The 17,148-nt window shown below is 68.3% G+C and carries 14 protein-coding genes; 7 read left to right on the forward strand and 7 right to left on the reverse strand.

Annotated elements, in window-relative coordinates; all coding sequences use genetic code 11:
- Positions 1-169: 169 nt before the first annotated feature.
- The 4 genes from AJAP_RS05415 to AJAP_RS05430 form a co-directional block, all read right to left on the reverse strand.
- Complete coding sequence (locus AJAP_RS05415; protein WP_007033833.1) at positions 170-1,378, reverse strand: acyl-CoA dehydrogenase family protein; 1,209 nt, start codon at positions 1,376-1,378, stop codon at positions 170-172.
- A 17-nt stretch (positions 1,379-1,395) separates the two neighbouring features.
- The gene (locus tag AJAP_RS05420) at positions 1,396-2,691 is read right to left on the reverse strand and encodes an acyl-CoA dehydrogenase family protein (RefSeq protein WP_038508734.1); all 1,296 of its coding nucleotides are present in this window, start codon (positions 2,689-2,691) and stop codon (positions 1,396-1,398) included.
- A 110-nt stretch (positions 2,692-2,801) separates the two neighbouring features.
- The gene (locus tag AJAP_RS05425) at positions 2,802-4,019 is read right to left on the reverse strand and encodes a low temperature requirement protein A (RefSeq protein WP_038508736.1); all 1,218 of its coding nucleotides are present in this window, start codon (positions 4,017-4,019) and stop codon (positions 2,802-2,804) included.
- A gap of 45 nt (positions 4,020-4,064) precedes the next feature.
- On the reverse strand, positions 4,065-5,252 hold the full coding sequence (locus tag AJAP_RS05430; RefSeq protein WP_038508738.1) for a TetR/AcrR family transcriptional regulator: 1,188 nt from the start codon (positions 5,250-5,252) through the stop codon (positions 4,065-4,067).
- 145 nt (positions 5,253-5,397) lie between these two features.
- On the opposite strand from AJAP_RS05430, the gene AJAP_RS05435 reads away from it, so the two are divergent.
- Both AJAP_RS05435 and AJAP_RS05440 read left to right on the forward strand, forming a co-directional pair.
- Positions 5,398-6,609 (forward strand): acetyl-CoA C-acetyltransferase, encoded by a 1,212-nt coding sequence (locus AJAP_RS05435; RefSeq protein WP_038508740.1) that lies wholly within the window; start codon positions 5,398-5,400, stop codon positions 6,607-6,609.
- Between the two features lie 10 nt (positions 6,610-6,619).
- Positions 6,620-8,791: a 3-hydroxyacyl-CoA dehydrogenase NAD-binding domain-containing protein gene (locus AJAP_RS05440; RefSeq protein WP_038508742.1), complete on the forward strand. Its 2,172-nt coding sequence runs from the start codon at positions 6,620-6,622 to the stop codon at positions 8,789-8,791.
- An 85-nt stretch (positions 8,792-8,876) separates the two neighbouring features.
- Here AJAP_RS05440 and AJAP_RS05445 read toward each other — a convergent pair whose 3' ends face one another.
- The 3 genes from AJAP_RS05445 to AJAP_RS05455 all read right to left on the reverse strand — a co-directional run bounded on the left by AJAP_RS05445 (position 8,877) and on the right by AJAP_RS05455 (position 12,827).
- A complete protein-coding gene (locus AJAP_RS05445; protein WP_038522421.1) occupies positions 8,877-10,976 on the reverse strand; it encodes an MMPL family transporter in 2,100 nt (699 codons plus the stop codon).
- A 109-nt stretch (positions 10,977-11,085) separates the two neighbouring features.
- Positions 11,086-11,754, reverse strand: coding sequence for a response regulator (locus AJAP_RS05450; RefSeq protein WP_038508744.1), 669 nt, complete (start codon positions 11,752-11,754; stop codon positions 11,086-11,088).
- Positions 11,751-12,827, reverse strand: coding sequence for a sensor histidine kinase (locus tag AJAP_RS05455; RefSeq protein WP_038508746.1), 1,077 nt, complete (start codon positions 12,825-12,827; stop codon positions 11,751-11,753). Before AJAP_RS05455 ends, AJAP_RS05450 begins: the two co-directional genes overlap by 4 nt.
- Positions 12,828-12,911: 84 nt before the next feature.
- Here AJAP_RS05455 and AJAP_RS05460 point away from each other — a divergent pair, with 84 nt between their 5' ends.
- The 5 genes from AJAP_RS05460 (at position 12,912) to AJAP_RS05480 (ending at position 17,145) form a co-directional block, all read left to right on the forward strand.
- Positions 12,912-13,469, forward strand: a complete 558-nt coding sequence (locus AJAP_RS05460; protein ID WP_037341182.1) for an ArsR/SmtB family transcription factor — start codon at positions 12,912-12,914, stop codon at positions 13,467-13,469.
- Positions 13,456-14,349 carry an SRPBCC family protein gene (locus AJAP_RS05465; protein WP_148311451.1) on the forward strand — a complete coding sequence of 298 codons (894 nt, stop codon included), beginning with the start codon at positions 13,456-13,458 and terminating at the stop codon, positions 14,347-14,349. Before AJAP_RS05460 ends, AJAP_RS05465 begins: the two co-directional genes overlap by 14 nt.
- Positions 14,350-14,358: 9 nt before the next feature.
- Complete coding sequence (locus AJAP_RS05470) at positions 14,359-15,111, forward strand: SDR family NAD(P)-dependent oxidoreductase (protein ID WP_038508748.1); 753 nt, start codon at positions 14,359-14,361, stop codon at positions 15,109-15,111.
- Positions 15,112-15,183: 72 nt separating this feature from the next.
- Positions 15,184-15,660, forward strand: coding sequence for a DUF3761 domain-containing protein (locus AJAP_RS05475; protein WP_228694862.1), 477 nt, complete (start codon positions 15,184-15,186; stop codon positions 15,658-15,660).
- 57 nt (positions 15,661-15,717) lie between these two features.
- Positions 15,718-17,145 carry an MFS transporter gene (locus AJAP_RS05480; protein WP_038508752.1) on the forward strand — a complete coding sequence of 476 codons (1,428 nt, stop codon included), beginning with the start codon at positions 15,718-15,720 and terminating at the stop codon, positions 17,143-17,145.
- Positions 17,146-17,148 lie beyond the last annotated feature (3 nt).

Consider the following 17,148-nt stretch of genomic DNA (forward strand, 5'->3'; position numbering starts at 1 on the left):
CGCGACGTCTGATGTCCCGAAAGTGGCTTTCGCGACATGATCGCCACGGCGTTCCCGCGCCCGGCCACGGCCGACGTTGCGAAAGCCACTTTCGCAACCTTCAACGTTGCGAAAGTGGCTTTCGCAACCCCTGGTCGCGGTAGGCACCCGGTCATGCGAGCCTCGCGCCTTACTTCAGCTCCGCGCTCGTCTTGCCCAGGATCCGGCGCGCCACGATCAGCTGCTGGATCTGTTGCGTGCCTTCGAAGATGTCCAGGATCTTCGCGTCCCGGCTCCACTTCTCCAGCAGCGATTCCTCGGTGTAGCCCAAGGTTCCGGCCAGCTCGACGCATTTCAGCGTGATCTCGACGACCGACCGGCCGGCCTTCGCCTTGGCCATCGAGGCCTGCAGCGAGTTCGGCTTGCGGTTGTCGGCCATCCACGCCGACTCCATGGTCAGCAGGTACGCCGCTTCGTAGTCCGCCTCCAGCTGCAGGAACGTGGCGGCCGCCGCGTGCTGGCTGTGGACGGGCTTGTCGTAGTCGATGGTCACCCCGGCGTCGGTGAGGATCTTCCGGGTCTCCTCCAGCGCCGCGCGGGCGACACCGATGGCCATCGCGGCGACCAGCGGGCGGGTGTTGTCGAAGGTCTGCATGACCCCCGCGAAACCCTTGGCGGTGTCGATCTCCGGCGTACCGAGGAGATTCTCCTTCGGCACGCGGACGTTCTCGAAGCGCAGCACGGCGGTGTCGGAGGCGCGGATGCCGAGTTTGTGCTCGACGCGCACCACCTCGAAGCCGGGCGTGCCCTTCTCGACGACGAACGATTTGATCGCCGCGCGGCCCTTCGTCTTGTCCAGGGTGGCCCAGACGACGACGGCGTCGGCGCGCTCGCCCGCGGTCACGAAGATCTTCTCGCCGTTGATCACGTACTCGTCGCCGTCGAGACGCGCGGTCGCGGTGATCGCGGCGGAGTCCGAGCCGCAGTCCGGTTCGGTGATCGCCATCGCGGCCCACAGCCCGGAGAACTTCTTGAGCTGCTCGTCGGTGGCGACCGAGCCGATGGCGGCGTTGCCGAGCCCTTGGCGCGGCATGGACAGCAGCAGACCGACGTCGCCCCAGCACATCTCGATCGTGCCGAGCACGATGTTGAGGTTGGAACCGTTGCGGTTGCCCGGTTTCTCGTTCTTCTCGGACCGGCGGACCCCCGCCGCGCCCGCGCCGCCCTCGCCGGAGGAGTTCAGCCCGTCCAGCAGCGCGGCGAACATGTCGAGTTCGGCCGGGTAGGTGTGCTCGGCGCGGTCGTACTTGCGCGAGATCGGCCGGAACACTTCGGCCGCGGCCTGGTACGCCTGGTTGATCAGGGTGCCGGCCTTCTTCGGAACCTCAAGGTTGATCATGATTGCCTTTCAAAGTCCTAGAGGAGGACGGCGCCTTCCATCACGCCGATCGCACGGAGGTCGCGGTACCAGCGCTCGACCGGGTGCTCCTTGACGAACCCGTGTCCGCCGAGCAGCTGCACCCCGGCGCTGCCGATCTGCATTCCCTTGTCGGTGGCCAGTTTCCGGGCCAGCGCGACCTCGCGGGCGTACGGCTTGCCCTGTTCGGCGCGGGCGGCGGCGCGGAGCGCGACCAGCCGCAGTCCTTCCAGCTCGATGGCGATGTCGGCCACCGAGAACGCGACGGCCTGCCGGTGGCTCACCGGTTCGCCGAACGCCTTGCGCTCGTTGACATACGGCACCACGTAGTCGAGGACGGCCTTCGCGGTCCCGGCGGCCAGCGCGGCCCAGCCGAGGCGCGAGAGCCGGACGACCTCGGTGAAGACCTCGGCCTTGCCGCCGCCGAGCAGTGCTCCGGCGGGCAGGGCGACCTTCTCCAGGTGCAGTTTCCCGGTCGCCGCGCCGCGCAGGCCCATCGCCGGTTCGGACTCGATGGTGACGCCGGAGTTCGAAGACTCGACGAGGAACAGCGCCGGGCCACGGCCTTCGAGATCGGCCGACACGATGAACAGCTCGGCGTCCGCGGCCCGCGGGACCAGCGACTTCACGCCGTCGAGCTGGTAGCCCTTCGGCGTGCGGCGGGCCTTCGTGGCGGGCTTGAACGGGTCGAACAGCGCGGTGCGCTCCTGCAGCGCGAGCGCCGCGGCCGGGACGTTCTCGCCGACGAACGCGGGTAGGTAATCCGCCTGCTGCTGCTCGTCGCCGTAGGACACCAGCGCGGTGCTGACCGCGGACGGCGCGAGCACCGCGACCGCGAGCCCCAGATCGCCGTGCGCGAGGGCCTCGGCGACCAGCGCGTTAGTGACCACCGACCGCTCGGTGCCGACGCCGCCCAGCTCCTCGGGGATGCCGACGAGCGTGATGCCGAGTTCGGCGGCGCGGCTCAGCAGACCCTCGGGGGCCTGGAGCTTCGCGTCGGCGTCGGCCGCGGCGGGCCGCAGCTGCTCGGCCGCGAACTCCGTCACGGTCTCGACGATGAGCTGCTGATCCTCACTCGGGGTGAGGTCGAACAGTCCCGTGTCCTCGGCCGACGCGAGCCGCGCGGGCTTGCCGAGCTTCTGGGCGGATTTGAAGGTCCGTCCCGCCGCGCCCGCGACCCGGAAGCCGTTGCGCGTCCCGGCACTGACCAGGTTCTGCACGGGCTTCCGAAGTCCGGCCCGTTCAATGACCTTGCTCCCGGCCAGCCGGGTGAGCGCGGACAGGCCAAGGCCCATCGCGTCTCGTTTCCTAGGCGCACCCACGGTGAGTCTCCCTGCCTCGCTTACCTACTCGTGAGTAGGTTAACTCCCCTCGGGCGGATGCGCTACCACGGGGGAGGCGAACGTCACGCCGATGAGTGATTCCGGGGGTGGAGGAGTCCCGGATTACTCACGAGCTTGCGCCTCTCGAACAGCACCAGTGCGACCGCGGCCACCGCCACGACGCCGACCAGCACGATCGCCGGCACCAGTTCCAGCACCGGCGTCGCTGCCAGCAGGACCACCGCGAGCACCAGCCGTTGCCCGTTCCATGAGCCCAAGTTCCGCTTCCGCAGCCCGCTCAACGCGATCAGATAGAGCGCGAGCCCGCCGGTCAGCGCCCAGATCGGTGTCCCGTGCAGACCGTCGGAAAGGCTGTGGTGCTCGGTGTCGGACACGTACAGCAGCGACTTCTTCAGCCCCAGCGCCACGAGCACGATCCCGGCGATGAGCGGGAGGTGCAGGAACGTGTACGTGTCCGTCCCGATCCGCACCCGCTCGACGCCGTCGGCGCGTTTCAGGTTGTGTTCGGAAACGTGGGCGACGACGGCGAAGTACATCCACCACATCGCCGAGGCGAGCGTGAGCCCGAAGACGGCGGCCAGCGTGATCGGCCAGGACATGGGGTACGAGCTGATCCCGATGCCGATCGCCACGATCGACTCGCCGAGCGCGATGATCACGATCAGCCCGAATCGCTCGGCGAAATGGCCGGGCTGGTGCAGCCGCCAGTCCGAGGAGCGGGTCCGGAAGACGTTGACGTAGTCGGCGAGCAGCGCGACCGCCCAGATACCGAGCTGCACCCAGCCCGAGAAGAACGCCGCGACGGTCAGCAGCGTGACGCTCGGCAGCAGTCCGACGAACATCTTCAGGACGACCTTGCGCAGCTCCGGATCGGTCCGGGCGGCGCCGAAGTACGCGGTGAGATGCAGCAGCCGCACGAGGAAGTAGCAGCCGACGAACATCAGCGGCGCGTACAGGCCGCCGGGCAGGTCGGTGAACGCCTCCGGGATGGTCAGCGAGACCAGGAACATCGTCCCCATCGCGGCGAACATCGCGAGCTGGGCGATACCGCGGTCGACGTGCAGGGTGTTGGCCAGCCAGGCGTAGGCGCACCAGCACCACCAGAGCACGGCGATCATCGCCACGCCCTGTCCGATGCCGAGCGGGCTGAGGTGATCGGCCATCAGCTGCGTGGTCTGGGTGATGGCGTAGACGAAGACCAGGTCGAAGAAGAGCTCCAGCGTGGTGACCTTGTGGTCTTCGTCCCGGGTCACCAGATGCAGGCCGCGTTTCGTGGGCACGCCGCATATCGTGCACCGCCTGCCTTTGCGGGACACGTGAGTTTGCTAAGAGCTGACTTTCAGGACGGCGTGCGTCAGCGCGGTCAGCTCGGCCTCGATGTTCGGGCGGCCGTTGACCCGCCGGGTGCGCGCGAGGTCGTTCGCGATGGTCAGCGCCGCGTGCACGGTGATCTTCACTTCGCGCAGGCTCAGTTCCGGGTGGACTTCCGACGTCAGCGCGATCCAGCGCGCGACGTAGTCACGCTGGACCCGGATCAGGTCCGCCTTGTCGCGTTCCGGCAGCTCCATGGGGCTGCCGGAGAAGGACACCAGCAGCTCGGGCGTGCGCAGCAGGGTGTGCACATAGGACGCCGCCAGCCTGCGGAGCGCGTCGCGTTCGTCGTCGGTGCGCAGCGCGCGTTCCGCGGCGAGTGCCAGCCGGTCGGCCGCTCGATGCCCGATCGCCACCATCAGCGCGGCCTTGCTGGGGAAGTGCCGGTACACGCTGGGACCGGCGATCCCGGCGGCCGCGCCGATCTCCTCCATGCTCACCGAGCGGAAACCGCGTTGCCCGAACAGCTCGGTCGCGGCGGCGAGGATCTGCTCGCGGCGGGACGGCTCACCGAGCGCCATCGACGGCGTCTCCTCCGGCGTCTCCTCGGGTTCGGGGAGTGTGACATGCAGCACCGACTCCGCCAGCTGCACGAGGATCTGCGCGAAGCGTTTCTTCGCCACGGACGTGTGATGCACGGAGACACTGCCGAACACGCTCAGCCCCGCCCAGCACAGCAGCTCGGCGTCGTCGGCGGTCAGTTCCGGACGCAACGCGCGCAGCGCCTTGGACCACGCTTCGAGCACCGCGCCGGACCGGCGGCGGATCTCGCGCCGTTCCTCCCGGGGCAGATGCCTGCCCTCCCAGCGCCACAGCGCGGCGACCTCACGTCGCTCCACCGCCTGTGCGGCGAGGGTGCCCAACAGGGCGTTGACCTGGGCGGGAACGGGAAGACCGTCGGCGAGCGTCTCGGTGGTGGCCGCCTCCATGTCGTCGATGCCGGACAGCACGACGTAGGACAGCACCGCCTGCTTGTCCGCGAAATGCCGGTACAGCGCGGGCCCGGTGATCCCGGCCGCGGCGGCGATGTCGTTGATGCCGACGCCGTGGAACCCGCGGGCGCGAAAGAGCTCCGCGGCGAGGCCTGCCAGCTGGGCCTTGCGGTCGCGCGGTCGGGGTGAACGCTCGGTCGGGTGATCCATAGGTGAACCCACGATAGCGCCGGTTGCGTGCATCGCAACCCATTGACACCATGGGGTTATCGCGGTTTATGTTAATCGGCATTAGCATGGCTACTGGCCGGTACGTTTGATCCTGATACAGCGCCGTACGCGGAGGAGTTTTTCTGTGAGTAGCGAGGCCTACATCTACGAGGCGATCCGTACGCCTCGCGGCAAGAACAAGGGCGGTGCCCTCCACGGCACCAAGCCGGTCGATCTCGTGGTCGGCCTCATCGAAGAACTGAAGGTCCGGCACCCGAACCTCGACCCCGCCGTGATCGACGACATCGTCCTCGGCGTCGTCTCCCCGGTCGGCGAGCAGGGCGCCGTGATCGCGCGCACCGCCGCGCTGAACGCGGGTCTTCCCGAGTCGGTAGCCGGTGTGCAGCTGAACCGCTTCTGCGCCTCCGGCCTCGAAGCCACCAACACCGCCGCGCAGAAGGTGCGCTCCGGCTGGGACCAGCTGATCATCGCCGGTGGCGTCGAGTCGATGTCGCGCGTGCCGATGGGCTCCGACGGCGGCGCGCTGTTCATGGACCCCGCCACCGCCTACGACAACTACATCGTCCCGCAGGGCACCGGCGCCGACCTGATCGCGACCATCGAGGGCTTCTCCCGCGAGGACGTCGACGCGTGGGCCGTGCGTTCGCAGGAGAAGGCCGAAGCGGCCTGGTCCGGCGGCTACTTCGCGAAGTCCGTCGTCCCGGTGAAGGACATCAACGGCGTCACGATCCTCGACCACGACGAGCACCGTCGCCCCGGTAGCACCGTCGAGGGCCTCGGCAAGCTCAAGCCCGCCTTCGCCGGTATCGGCGAGCTGGGCGGCTTCGACGCCGTCGCGCTGCAGAAGTACCACTCGGTGGAGAAGATCGACCACGTCCACACCGGCGGCAACTCGTCCGGCATCGTCGACGGCGCCGCCGTCGTCCTGGTCGGCAACGAGCAGATCGGCAAGGACTTCGGCCTGACCCCGCGCGCCCGCATCGTGGCCACCGCGACCGTCGGCTCCGAGCCCACGATCATGCTCACCGGCCCGACCCCGGCCACCGAGAAGGTCCTCAAGATCGCCGGCCTCACCCCGGACGACATCGACCTGTGGGAGCTGAACGAGGCCTTCGCCTCGGTCGTCCTCAAGTGGATCAAGGACCTGCACCTCGACGAGGAGAAGGTCAACGTCAACGGCGGCGCCATCGCGATGGGGCACCCGCTGGGCGCCACCGGCGCGATGCTGGTCGGCACCGTCGTCGACGAGCTGGAGCGTCGTCAGGCGCGCCGCGCCCTGGTCACCCTGTGCATCGGCGGCGGCATGGGCGTCGCGACCATCATCGAGCGGGTCTGAGGAAGAGACAATGACTGAAGCGAAGACCATCCGCTGGGAGCAGGACGCCGACGGCATCGTCGTGCTCACCCTGGACGACCCGAAGCAGTCCGCCAACACGATGAACGCCGACTTCCGCGAGTCGCTCGGCGTCGTCGTGGACCGCCTGGAGGCGGAGAAGGACAACATCACCGGTGTCGTCCTCACCTCGGCCAAGAAGACCTTCTTCGCCGGTGGCGACCTCAACGACCTGATCCAGGCCAAGCCGGAGCACGCCGCCGAGATCACCCAGAGCAGCTCCCTGATGAAGGGCCAGATGCGCCGGCTCGAGCAGCTGGGCAAGCCGGTCGTGGCCGCCATCAACGGCGCCGCGCTCGGTGGCGGCCTCGAACTCGCGCTCGCGACGCACCACCGCATCGCGGCCGACGTCAAGGGCAGCCAGATCGGCCTCCCCGAGGTCACCCTCGGCCTGCTTCCCGGCGGCGGTGGCGTGGTCCGCACCGTGCGCCTGCTGGGCATCCAGAGCGCGCTGCTGAACGTGCTGCTGCAGGGCCAGCGTCACCGCCCGGCCAAGGCCAAGGAGCTCGGCCTCGTGCACGAGCTCGTCGGCACCGTCGAGGAACTGGTCCCGGCCGCGAAGGCGTGGATCAAGGCCAACCCCGAGGGCGGCGTGCAGCCGTGGGACGTCAAGGGCTACAAGATCCCGGGCGGCACCCCGTCGAACCCGAGCTTCGCGGCGAACCTGCCCGCGTTCCCGGCGAACCTGCGCAAGCAGATCAAGGGCGCCAACATGCCGGCCCCGCGGGCGATCCTGGCCGCGGCCATCGAGGGCTCGCAGGTCGACTTCGACACCGCGATCACCGTCGAGACCCGCTACTTCATCAGTCTCGCCACCGGCCAGGTCTCGAAGAACATGACGAAGGCGTTCTTCTTCGACCTGCAGAGCATCAACTCCGGTGGCTCCCGTCCGGACGGCTTCGAGAAGTACACCGCCAAGAAGGTCGGCGTCGTCGGCGCGGGCATGATGGGCGCCGCGATCGCGTACGTCTCGGCGAAGGCCGGCATCGACGTCGTGCTCAAGGACGTCACCCTCGAAGGCGCCGAAAAGGGCAAGGGCTACGCGGTCAAGCTGGAGGAGAAGGCGCTCTCCCGCGGTAAGACCACGCAGGAGAAGTCCGACGCGCTGCTCGCCAAGATCAAGCCGACCGACAAGGCGGAGGACTTCGCCGGCGTCGACTTCGTGATCGAGGCCGTCTTCGAGAGCGTCGAGCTGAAGCACAAGGTGTTCCAGGAGATCGAGGGCATCGTCAACCCCGACGCCGTGCTCGGTTCCAACACCTCCACGCTGCCGATCACCGCGCTCGCCGAGGGCGTCCAGCGGACCGAGGACTTCATCGGGATCCACTTCTTCTCGCCGGTGGACAAGATGCCGCTGGTCGAGATCATCTGCGGTGAGAAGACCTCGCCCGCCACGCTGGCGAAGGTCTTCGACTACACCCTGCAGATCAAGAAGACCCCGATCGTCGTCAACGACAGCCGCGGCTTCTTCACCTCGCGCGTCATCGGCACGTTCCTCAACGAGGCCGTGGCCGCGCTGGGCGAGGGTGTCGAGCCGGCGTCGATCGAGCAGGCCGGTTCGCAGGCCGGGTACCCGGCCCCGCCGCTGCAGCTGATGGACGAGCTGACCCTGACGCTGCCGCGCAAGATCCGCAAGGAGACCCGCGAAGCGATCGAGGCCGCCGGCGGCACCTGGAACGCGCACGCGTCCGAGGGCGTCATCGACCGGATGGTGGAGGAGTTCGACCGCAAGGGTCGTTCCACCGGTTCGGGCTTCTACGACTACGACGAGTCGGGCAAGCGGACCGGTCTCTGGCCGGGCCTGCGCGACGCGTTCAAGTCGGGCAGCGCCGAGGTTCCCTTCGAGGACCTCAAGGAGCGCATGCTGTTCGCCGAGGCGCTCGAGACCGTGAAGTGCTTCGACGAAGGCGTGCTCACCACCGTCGCCGACGCCAACATCGGCTCGATCTTCGGTATCGGCTTCCCGGCGTGGACCGGTGGTGTCATCCAGTACATCAACCAGTACGAGGGTGGACTGCAGGGCTTCGTCGACCGCGCGCGTGAGCTCGCGGAGCGCTACGGCGACCACTTCACCCCGCCCGCTTCGCTGGTCGAGAAGGCCGCGAAGGGCGAGATCTACGAATAAGGCCGCTTCGCCCGCTTAACGTGCTAGGAACGGTCCTTTCCTTGCGAATTTCGCAAGGAAAGGACCGTTCATTGCATCCGGGGGACTAGCGCGACGACGGTTCCAGCGCCACGTGAGGCAACCGCCGGTCCAGCCACCGCGGCAGCCACCAGGCGCGTTCCCCGAGCAGCCGCATCACCGCGGGCACCACGAGACAGCGGATCACGAACGCGTCCACCAGCACCGCCACCGCCAGCCCGAGACCGAACTGCGCCAGCATCCGGTCGGGATTGAGCAGGAACGCGCCGAACACCACGATCATGATCGCCGCCGCGGCAGTGATCACCCCACCGGTCGAGGCGAGCCCTTCGCGGACGGCATGCCGCGCGTCGCCGGTACGCCGCCACTCCTCGTGCATCCGGGACACCAGGAACACCTCGTAGTCCATGGAAAGCCCGAACACGATCGCGAAGATCAGCACCGGCACGAACGCTTCGATCGGTCCCGCCTGTGCCCCGAACAGGCCGTCGCCGAACACCGCCGTCATCACGCCGAGCGCGGCGCCGATGCTCAGCAGATTCAGCACGGCCGCTTTGAGCGGGATCAGGATCGAGCGGAAGACGACCATCAGCAGCAACGCCGACAAACCGACGACCACCAGCACGAACAGCGGCAACCGGTCGCCGACGGCGTCCGCGAAGTCGACCGCGGCCGCCACACTTCCGCCGACCAGGTACTTGCCCGGCAGGCCCGGCAGAACCTCGGTCCGCAGCCGTTCGACCAGATCGGCGGTCGCGGCGTCCTGCGGCGAAGACGTGGGGAAGGCGAGGACCGTCGTGACACCCTGGCCCATCGGCGGCGTCACTTCGGCGATTCCCGGTGTGGCTTCGAGTTTCCGTTGCAATGCGACGCCATCGCCGTTCTCGGTGACCACGATCAACGGCTCGCTGAACCCGGGGCCGAAACCCTCCGCCATCAGGTCGTAAGCCTGCCGGGTGGTCGACGTCTCCGGGTCTGTGCCCGCGTCGGCGAATCCGAGGCGCATTCCCAGCGCGGGCAAGGAAAGCCCGACGAGGACGAGGAGCCCGATCGCGAGCGGCACCATCGGCCGTCGTTGCACCGCGTCCCCGAGCTTGCCCCACGCCTTGCCGTGTTCGCGGTTCGCGGCGTGCTTGCGGATGCCCTTTTCCAGGCGACGCCCGAAAAGCGAGAGCAGCGCGGGCAGCAGGGTGATCGAGGCGAGCATCGTCACGAGCACCGTGAGCGCGACCGCGAGAGCTACCCCGCGCAGCGAACCGAGGCCGAGCGCGAGCAGGCCGAGCAACGCGATGATCACCGTGCCACCGGCGAACAGCACCGACCGGCCCGCGGTGTCCAGCGCCCGCCGCGCCGCCAGTTCGCGGTCGAGACCGCCGAGGATTTCGCCGCGATAGCGGGAAAAGATGAGCAGCGCGTAGTCCACGCCGACGCCGAAGCCGACCAGCATCATCAGCGGAGCGGTGTAGCTCGCGATGTCGACGAACCTGCTGACGAGCACGATCACGCCGAGCGTGCTGCCGACGGCGAAGATCGCCGTGATCACCGGGAGCCCGGCGGCGAGGATCGAGCGGAACAGGAAGACGAGGATCACCAGCGCGGCGAGCAGCCCGACACCCTCCGACGGGCCGCCGCCCCCGCTGGTCCGCTTGATGGGCTCGCCACCGAGTTCGACCTGGAGCGCGGCGGTCTCCGCCTTCTTCGCGGTGTCGACGACGCGCACGATGTCGTCGTACGGCAGATCTTTCGACTCCAGGTCGAAAGCGACTGCCGCGTAACCGATCGTGCCTTCACGTGAGATGGCCGAAGGGGTGTCGAACGGGCTCGTCACCGATTTCACGTGCGGCTGGTTCCGGACTTCGGCGAGCATCGTGTCGATCGGCCCGCGTGCGGTCGCGAGTCCGCTCTCGGTCTTGAAGACGATTTCGGCCGTCGCGCCGGTCTGGGCGGGGGCCTGCGCTTTGAACAGGTCCAAGATCTGCTGGGATTCGGTACCCGGCAGGGAATGGTCGTCGTGGTAGGCGCTGCCCGCCAGTTGCGAGCCCAGCGTGACACCGACGAGGGTGAGCAGCCAGAGCGAAACGGCGAGCCAGCGGTGGCGCTGAGACCAGCCCGCCAGCTTCGAGAGACCGCCCCCAGGCCGCCTCTCGGAAAGAGTGATGGTGTCCATGGCGGAAAGCATCGGCTTTTCCCGGCCGCATATCGTCGGGCTCGGGCGGGCACTCGGGCCACAACTTTTGGGTACCCCTAAGGCGCTTCCCGTACTACCGGGGTTGTGGTCACGGGGTCAACCAGCGGGGGGTGACCATGCCCGATTCGTAGGCCAGCACGACGAGCTGCGCGCGATCACGGACGTCCACTTTGGTCATGATCCGGCTGACGTGCGTCTTCGCCGTCGCCGGGCTGAGCACGAGTTCCTTCGCGATCTCGTCGTTGGACAGACCGGCCGCGACCAGGCTCATCACTTCGCGTTCCCGCTCGGTGAGCCGGTTCAGGGTGGGCGAGGGGGCTGGCCGGTCCACCCGGCCGGCGAATTCGGAGATCAGGCGGCGGGTGATCGACGGCGCGAGCAACGCGTCGCCCCTGGCGACCACGCGGACACCGTGGATCAGCTCCTCCGGTTCGGTGTCCTTGACCAGGAACCCGCTGGCACCCGCGCGCAAGGCGCCGTAGACGTCCTCGTCGAGGTCGAAGGTGGTGAGGATGACGACCTTGGTCCCGGCCCGCGCCGGATCTCCGAGCAGATGCCGGGTCGCGGTGAGCCCGTCCATCACCGGCATCCGGATGTCCATCAGGACGACGTCGGGTTCGTGTTCGCGCGCGGCTTCGAGGGATTCACGCCCGTCGGCCGCTTCGGCGACCACGCTGATGTCGTCTTCACCGTCCAAAATGGACTTGAACCCGGCCCGGACCAGCCGCTGATCGTCGACCAGCAGGACCCGGATCATTTCCTCACCCGCAGGGGAAGCCGGGCGCGCACGCGGAAGCCGCCGTCCTCGCGCGCGGCCGCGGTGAGTTCGCCACCGAGTGCCTCGGCCCGTTCGGTCATGCCGCGGATCCCGTTGCCGGGCTCCGCCGTGCCTCCCCGGCCGTCGTCGTCGATCTGCACGGACACATCATGGGGCGTGTAGCCGATCCGCACCACGACGGTGTTCGCGGCGGCGTGGCGCGCGACGTTGGTCAGCGCCTCCTGGACGACGCGGAACGCGGCGTGCTCGACGTCGGGTGGCAGTTCCGTCGCCGTGCCGTCGATCTCGGTCCGGACGGTCAGCCCGTGCGCGCCCGCCGACTCGGCCAGTTCGGCGACCCTGGCCAGGCTCGGTGTGTCCGCCTGCCGCAACATGCCCAGGGTGGCGCGAAGTTCTCGTAACGCCTCCTTACTGGTCTTTTTGATCGTGGTCAGTGCCTCCTCGGCCTTCGCCGGATCCTTGCCGTGCAGGGCCGCACCGGCCTGGACGTTGATGAGCGCAAGGTTGTGGCCGAGGACGTCGTGCAGTTCGCGCGCGATCCGGAGGCGTTCGTCGGTGGCCCTTCGCTGGGCCTCGGCCTCCTTGGTGCGCTCGGCCTCTCGGCGGTAGTACGTCACGGCGCCGACCGCGACCAGCGCGATGAACCAGCCCGCCATCAGCAGGAAGGCGAAGTTGTCCACCTGCCGTGAGGCGCCGGCCCCCAGCTCGCCGATCGCGACGCCGCCCATCGAGGCCGCCGCGACGACCGCCGCGCTCCGGATCCGTCCGGTCGAGGCATTGTTGTACAGCGCGAAGGCGAACGCGAGCAGGACGAACCCGTCCGGATCGGTCTGCGGGTAGTAGATCGCGCAGCACACCGCGGTGAAGATGGTGACAGGGAGCGGGAACCGGCGGCGCAGGAACAACGCCGCGCAGGCGAGCGCCACGCAGACCCAGCCGACGGCCGCGTTGCGCGGTGTCTCCGCGCCGTCCCCGAGCGAGGCCGCGACGGAGCCCGCGATCACCGCCACGGTGACCGCGATTTCCGCCGCGTACCGCCGCAGGATCGCCACACGACGAGAGTAGCGCGATCCGGGCCGATTGACAAAATGGATTTTTACGTTCAAACTGATTTTTGTGATCAAGGGTGTGACGCCGTGAAGGATGTGGAGTACCTCGATCGGCTGGAGCAGGCGGAGGCGTTGCTGAAACCGCAGCGGGTGGACGTCCTGCGGCAGCTGGCGGAGCCGCGGTCGTGCACCGAGGTGGCGACGGTGCTGGATCAGACTCCCCAGCGGGTCTATTACCACGTGAAGCGACTGGTGGAAGCCGGTCTCGTGAAGCAGGTGTCGGAGCGGAAGGTGCGCGCCGTCAGTGAGGGCGTGTACCAGGCGACCGCCCGTTCGTACTGGCTGTCACCCGGACTGGTCGGACGGCTCGGCCCGCGGGTGGCGCGGGACGAGCTGAGCCTGGGCTACCTGGTGGACCTCATGGAGGAGGTCCAGGCGGACGTCGCCGCGCTCGACCGGGCCGCGCCGGAGCTGCCGTCGATCGGCGTTTCCGGCGAGATCCGGGTGGAGCCCGAGCGGCGCCAGGAATTCCTCGACGAACTGAAGACGACTTTGCAGGACCTGTTCACCCGCTACGGCGGAGCGGAAGGCGACGCCTTCAAGCTCGCCGTGGCCTGTTACCCGAAGGGAGATGCCCGTGACTGAACCGACGAGGTTTCAGGTGCGCCTGCGCGCGCCGATCGCCGAGGTCTGGCACGCGCTGACCGATCCCGGGGCGCTGCGCGAGTGGCTTTCCGAGTACGCGGAAGTCGACCTGCCGTCCCGGTACGAGTTCTGGGGCCGCTACACACCGGACGGCGATCGTCCGCGCCAGCGACTGTTGCTGGCCGAGGATAACGTCCTGCGGTTCGCGTGGACCGTCGACGGCAAGGAGACCGTCGTCGAGATCGTGCTGACGGAAGACGGGGACGGCACGTCCTTGTCGTTCAGTCAGAGCGGGCTGCCGGACTACACCGCGATGCTCGCCGACCCGGATTCGTCACTCGGCATGATGTACACGTTCTGGGCACTGTCCATCGCGAACCTCGTCGACCACGTCGAAGGACGGCCGCTCACCGCCCGCTGCGACCTCACCTCCCCGCTGATGAGCGAAGAGGTGCGGATCGACGCGCCGCGCGGCGAGGTCTACTCCTCGATCGCCGATCCCGCCGTGTTCACGCGCTGGTTCGGCGCCCGGATCGAGGCGGAGACCGAGGTCGGCGGCCGCTGGGCGATGGGGTCACTGGAGAACGACCCGGATCCGGCGAAGATCGTCGACCTGGTGCCCGACACCAAAATGTCGCTCGCGTATCAGGACGGCGTCGTCGCCACGTGGGAGCTTGAGGATTCCGACGGCGGCACCAAGCTGACGTTCGTCCAAAGTGGATTTTCCGACGAGAAGCCGCCCTACGGCTCGTGGATGGGCTGGCTCAGCGGTTTGGCGGAATTGCGCCGGTTCCACGAGATCGACCCGTGGCTCCCGCTGTGGGCCGACGTCCGGCTGGAAGGAATGCCCGAAGGTCTCATCACACTGGATGGAAAGTAGGAGGAAGCGATGTTGCTCGAAGGCAGGAACGCGATCATCTACGGGGCGGCGGGCGGAATCGGGAGCGCGGTGGCCCGCGGCTTCGCGAGAGAAGGCGCGACCGTCCATCTCACCGGCCGCACGCTGAAGAAGCTCGACGCGTTGGCCGACGAAATCCGGGAGGCCGGCGGGAAAGCCGAAACAGCGGAGTTCGACGCACTCGAAGAAGCCGCCGTCGACGAGCATGCCGCGTCGGTGGTTTCCACGGCGGGCAGTGTCGACATCTCGATGAACGTGATCACGCACAACGACGTCCAAGGCACTCCGCTCGTCGAGATGTCGTTGGAGGACTTGGAAAGCCCGGTCCGGACGGCGGTACGGACGAACTTCCTGACCGCACGGGCGGCCGCTCGGCACATGATCGAGCAGAGGTCCGGGGTGATCCTGATGTTCGGTGGCGACGGTGACCCGCTGCCGGGATATCACCTCGGTGGGCTCCAGGTCGCGTTCAGCGCGATGGAAGCGCTGCGGCGAGGACTGGCCTGCGAGCTCGGACCGCAGGGCATCCGTGTCGTGACCCTGCGCACCGGCGGGATCCCGGAGACGATCCCGGCGGAGGCCGGGCTCGAAGACGCCGTCCGTGACATGGTCGACGCGACGATGCTCAAGCGGACGGCTTCACTCGAAGACGTCGCCCGGGTGGCCGCCTTCGCCGCGTCGGATCACGCGCGCAGCATGACGGCGACGGCGCTGAATATCAGTTGCGGCACGATGGTCGACTGACCCACAGCCGCCGTTAACACCGGCGAACGATCTCCCGACTACGCGGCACTACCAGGTGCTGGGGAGGTTGTTATGCCGAAGAGCGCAACGAAGCTGGGCATGGCACTGGCGATCGGACTTCTGGTCGCCGGAGCCTGCGGAGTGGAGACCGTGCCCACGGGGCGGGTCACGCCGGCGAGCAGTCAGATGTCGACGCCGACGACCACCGCGTGGACGCCGCCGACGACCACGAGCACGGCGACGCCTACGCCGACACCTCAGCAGTTCGTTCCACCGGCCACGAGCGCGGTCGAGGTGCCGAAACAGGTCGAGCCGAAGCCGACGAAGGCGCGTCCGAAGACCACGCAGGCGACGCCGAAGGCACCGAATCCGGCGGAATGCGGAAGTGACTACTACCGCAACACCGACGGCGTGTGCGTCCATCGGCCGGCGAGCGGCCCCGGCGCGGCCGACGGTGCGACCGCCCTCTGCAAGGACGGTTCGTACAGCTACAGCCAGAATCGCCGCGGCACCTGCTCCGGGCACGGCGGGGTCCGCACCTGGCTGTGATCCCGTCCGTTGTTCATTCACTGGGAAGGGTGGTGCTGTGTAAGGTCGGATCATGGGATGCGCATGGTGAAACCGGTCGGACGGGCACCTTCGCCCCGGATCTTCGTGGTCGTGCTCGCCACTTGCGGGCTGGTGGCCTCGTTCATGCAGACGCTGGTCGTCCCGCTCATCCCGGCATTTCCGCGGCTGCTCGACACGACTCCGTCGGACGCGTCGTGGGTGGTGACGGCGACCCTGATCGCCGGAGCCGTGGTGATGCCGGTGAGCGGCAGGCTCGGCGACCTCTACGGCAAACGCCGGTTGCTGCTGATCAGCCTGGGGTTCCTGGTCGCCGGTTCGGTGGTGTCGGCGCTGACGAGTTCGCTCGCGCTGATGGTCGTCGGCAGGGGGCTCCAAGGCTGCGCGATGGGCGCGATCCCGCTGGGCATCAGCATCATGCGCGACGAGCTCGCACCGGAACGGGTCGGTGCCGCGATCTCGGTGATGAGTTCGACACTCGGTGTCGGCGGTGCCATCGGGCTCCCGGTGTCGGCGCTGGTCGCGCAGAACGCCGACTGGCACGTCCTCTTCTGGGCGTCGGCGGGGCTTGGGCTCATTTGCGGCCTGCTGATCCTCTTCGTGGTGCCGGAATCGCCGGTGAAGACACCGGCGCCGTTCGACTACCTCGGTGCCTTGGGGCTGACGGTCGGCCTGGTCTGCCTGTTGTTGCCGATCGTCAAGGGCAGCGAATGGGGCTGGGGAAGTGGCCGCACGCTGGCCTTCGGCGGGAGCGCGCTGGTGATCCTGCTGGTCTGGGGTGCCTACCAGCTGCGACGCCGGGATCCGCTCGTGGATCTGCGGGTCTCCGCGCGGCGTCCGGTGTTGTTCACCAACCTCGCGTCGATCATGATCGGTTTCGCCCTGTACTCGATGGCGTTGTCGTTCCCGCAGCTGCTGCAGGCGCCCGCGTCGACCGGCTACGGCCTCGGCCTGACGATGGTGCAGGCCGGTCTCTGCCTCGCGCCGAACGGCCTGGTCATGTTCATGCTGTCGCCGGTTTCGGCCCGGCTCATCGAGCGCTACGGACCGCGTACGACACTGATGGTCGGTGCCACCACCATCGCGACCGGGTATGTCTTCGCGACCGTGTTGATGGACAACGCCGTCGAGCTGATCACGGCGTCGATCATCATCGGCGGTGGTGTGGGCATCGCTTACGCGGCCATGCCCGCGCTGATCATGGGCTCGGTGCCGGTCACCGAAACCGCGTCCGCGAACGGGCTGAACTCGCTGATGCGCTCCGTCGGCACATCGACGTCCAGCGCGGTGATGGCGTCCATGCTCGCGTCGCTGGCGATCACCGTCGGCGGGGTCTCCGTCCCGTCCGCGGCCGGATTCCGGCTGAGCTTCGTGGTCGCCGCCGGTGCGGCGCTCCTGGGGCTCGTCTTGACCGCTTTCGTCCCGAAGCAACGTCAGCCCGAGCCGCTGGTCGCTTCGGTCCACTAGCGC

The sequence above is a fragment of the Amycolatopsis japonica genome, from assembly GCF_000732925.1.
Classification (GTDB): domain Bacteria; phylum Actinomycetota; class Actinomycetes; order Mycobacteriales; family Pseudonocardiaceae; genus Amycolatopsis; species Amycolatopsis japonica.

Bases quoted from the DNA above. Each gene is read 5' to 3' on its own strand.
- AJAP_RS05415 (WP_007033833.1), bottom strand. From the start codon at position 1,378: ATGATCAACCTTGAGGTTCCGAAGAAGGCCGGCACCCTGATCAACCAG.
- AJAP_RS05420 (WP_038508734.1), bottom strand. From the start codon at position 2,691: ATGGGCCTTGGCCTGTCCGCGCTCACCCGGCTGGCCGGGAGCAAGGTC.
- AJAP_RS05430 (WP_038508738.1), bottom strand. From the start codon at position 5,252: ATGGATCACCCGACCGAGCGTTCACCCCGACCGCGCGACCGCAAGGCC.
- AJAP_RS05440 (WP_038508742.1), top strand. From the start codon at position 6,620: ATGACTGAAGCGAAGACCATCCGCTGGGAGCAGGACGCCGACGGCATC.
- AJAP_RS05445 (WP_038522421.1), bottom strand. From the start codon at position 10,976: ATGGACACCATCACTCTTTCCGAGAGGCGGCCTGGGGGCGGTCTCTCG.
- AJAP_RS05450 (WP_038508744.1), bottom strand. From the start codon at position 11,754: ATGATCCGGGTCCTGCTGGTCGACGATCAGCGGCTGGTCCGGGCCGGG.
- AJAP_RS05465 (WP_148311451.1), top strand. From the start codon at position 13,456: ATGCCCGTGACTGAACCGACGAGGTTTCAGGTGCGCCTGCGCGCGCCG.
- AJAP_RS05470 (WP_038508748.1), top strand. From the start codon at position 14,359: ATGTTGCTCGAAGGCAGGAACGCGATCATCTACGGGGCGGCGGGCGGA.
- AJAP_RS05475 (WP_228694862.1), top strand. From the start codon at position 15,184: ATGCCGAAGAGCGCAACGAAGCTGGGCATGGCACTGGCGATCGGACTT.
- AJAP_RS05480 (WP_038508752.1), top strand. From the start codon at position 15,718: ATGCGCATGGTGAAACCGGTCGGACGGGCACCTTCGCCCCGGATCTTC.